Source organism: Desulfovibrio sp. 1214_IL3152, from assembly GCF_036763055.1.
Taxonomy (GTDB): Bacteria; Desulfobacterota; Desulfovibrionia; order Desulfovibrionales; family Desulfovibrionaceae; genus Desulfovibrio.
Genome location: NZ_JBAIYW010000472.1, coordinates 1 through 2,740 on the forward strand (window position 1 = coordinate 1; position 2,740 = coordinate 2,740).

Annotated in this window: 2 protein-coding genes; both read left to right on the forward strand. The window is 58.9% G+C overall.

Annotation, left to right across the window (positions count from 1 at the left end; translation table 11 throughout):
- Nucleotides 1-402 precede the first annotated feature (402 nt).
- Nucleotides 403-1,725: a metallophosphoesterase family protein gene (locus V6C07_RS09985; protein WP_333536297.1), complete on the forward strand. Its 1,323-nt coding sequence runs from the start codon at nt 403-405 to the stop codon at nt 1,723-1,725.
- A partial coding sequence (locus tag V6C07_RS09990) for an AAA family ATPase (RefSeq protein WP_333536300.1) occupies nt 1,725-2,740 on the forward strand: 1,016 nt, incomplete at its 3' end. The genes V6C07_RS09985 and V6C07_RS09990, both read left to right, overlap by 1 nt.

The following is a 2,740-nucleotide window of genomic DNA, read 5'->3' on the forward strand; positions in this document are numbered from 1 at the left end:
TCCAGCTGGCCGACAGCCTGCCAGGCTGCGCCTGCTGCCTGTTGCGCCATGACGGCCTGACACAGCACTCACGCAACTGGCGAGGGCGTAACGCCTGACCACGGCTGCCATCGGTTCCTCACACTCCTCGCATCCTCTTTGCCTTGCGAGGACGATGGCAACGCTTTCGCACACAGGCACGCCTGATAAATCTTTCGCACGACATGGTACGGAGCAAACAGACGCTCCGTACCATGTCGCTTTTTGTATTTGCAGGTGTTCACCGAAATATTGCTCACCTCTGTTCAGTGTCTGAATTGCAGTCAAAGACAAACAATGCCGCGCAGCGCCCCCATGCTTGTCATGCTTCGTGAAAAAGTCTAGACTTTGGGGCCGATACATAATCACAGCACTGAGGCAAACATGGACATTATACGCTATATTCACGCGGCCGATCTGCATCTGGACACCCCTTTTCGCGGCCTTTCGCGAGAAGCCGCCCAGGGAAGCCATCTGGCGCAACTGCTGCATGATGCCACTTTCAAGGCTCTGGAACGGCTCTTCCGCCTGTGCGAAGCAGAAAAACCCGACTTTCTTGTTCTGGCCGGTGACGTGTATAACGAAGAAGATCACAGCGTTAAGGCCCAACTGCGCCTGCGTGACGGCTGCCTGCGCCTCAAGGCCGCCGGAATTCGCGTCTTTATCGCCCACGGCAATCACGACCCGCTCAACTCCATGCTTGAGTCCATCCGCTGGCCCGAAAATGTGACGATTTTCGGCCCTGAGGTTGAACGGCACATTGTAGAAAAAAACGGCATGCCTCTGGCTGTCGTACACGGCATAAGCCATGCCAAAGCCCGCGAAGGGCGCAATCTTGCCCGCCTCTTTCGACGCGATGCCGCATATGACTGTTTTCAGCTCGGCGTTCTGCACTGCACTGTCGAAGGCGAAAACAAAGCCGACCGCTACGCCCCCTGCTCGCTTGACGACCTCAAAAATACCGGTCTGGACGCCTGGGCGCTTGGTCATGTGCATGAAAGACGCACCCTGAGCCAAAATCCGTTTATTGCCTACTGCGGCAACAGCCAGGGCCTGCATGTCAATGAAACCGGTCCGCGCGGTTGCCTGTCGGTCACGGCCCACCCTGCTGAACCGCTGTCCGGTACTGCAAATCCGCCGGATGAGCACGGAGCCGTTTCATATCACTGCCAGGCAGATTTTGTGCGGCTTGGGCCGGTTCAGTGGACGGGGCTGGATCTCGGGCTTGACGGCGTGGAGCACCTTGATCAGGTGGAAAACCGCCTTGCCCAGTGCCTTGACCAGGCAGCCGAAGCCACGGAACCAGGCTGTGAAGCCCTGCTCGCCCGCGTTCGCCTGTACGGCCGCACCAGCCTGGACGCAGCCCTGCGCGATACCGGCAATCAGGAAGACATTCTGGAACGTCTGGGACATTTTGCTTCCGGCACTCCTGGCGTCTGGGTCAAAGACCTGCGCGTGGACACAAGCCCACCCGTAGACAGCGCCCAGTATCTCCAGCGCGAAGACCTGCTGGGGGAGGCACTGCGTCTGGCACTGCGCATGAGTGAAAGCCATGAGGCGCTGCAGGAGGTGGGGGGGCCAGCCCTGTCCCCGCTGTTCGGGCATACGCAGCTGCGAAAAATACTGGCCCAGCCAGATGACGGCCAGATGCAGGCCCTGCTGGAAGAAGCTCAACGACTTTGCATAGACCTTCTGGAGGTTCGCTGATGCATATCCAGTCCTTCCATATGGACGGATTCGGCATTTTCTCCGATGTGACGGTTGAAGGTCTGGCTCCCGGACTTTCCATTTTTCTGGGAGAAAACGAAGCCGGAAAATCTACCTGCCTTGAATTTTTGCGTACCACTCTGGCGGGGTATCCCGCGCCCAACAGCAGGGAAGGCAAACTGATTCCCGGGCCTTTGCGTGGCGGCAACGCAGGCGGCAGCCTCACCCTTCACACCCAGGAAGAGGGCATTCTCCGTCTCACCCGCCGCCCCGGCGGTTCCGGGGGCCACGTTTCCCTTGCCGACGGACAGGGTAAACCTTTGGATGAAGACGTGCTGCGACGCCTGCTTTCAGGCGTCAGCCGCGATGTGTATCGCAACGTCTTTGGCTTCAGCCTCACCGAACTGGAAAATATGGGCAACCTCACCGGCGAAAGTGTGCGCCACGCCCTGTATGGCGCCAGTTTCGGTCCGGGTCTGCGCTCTCCGGGCGAAGCACTGGCTATCCTGAAAAAACAGACGGATGAAATTTTCAAGTCCGGCGGCAGCAAGCCTCCTCTTAACCAGGCCCTCAGGCAGTTGAATGACCTGCGCCAGCGCATGGCCGAACTGCGCCAGCAGCAAGCCGGTTTTGATGCTCTTGCCGGTGAGCTTGGTGAAAAAAAAGAAGATCTGGCTGCCGTGCGCGGCCACAAATCACGTCTGGAAGAAGAACGCCGTCTGCTTGAACGCCGTTTGAGCGTATGGCTGCAGTGGAATGAGTGGCGGATGGTCTGCGCCGCCCTTGAGCGACTGGGACCGATCAATCCCTCATTTCCTGAAGATGGTCAGGCGCGCCTTGCACGCGCGCAAGAAGCGCGCGAAAGCTGCGAACGACATTTGGCCGCACTCACAGAAAAACTTAATCTTTTACGTGAACGTCGTAATGCCATTCAGCCCGATGAGGCCCTGCTGGAAGCCTTGCCGCCCCTGCGCCGCATGGCTGAACGGAAAAGCGGCTTCCGCCGCGCGCTGGC

Bases quoted from the DNA above. Each gene is read 5' to 3' on its own strand.
- V6C07_RS09985 (WP_333536297.1), top strand. From the start codon at position 403: ATGGACATTATACGCTATATTCACGCGGCCGATCTGCATCTGGACACC.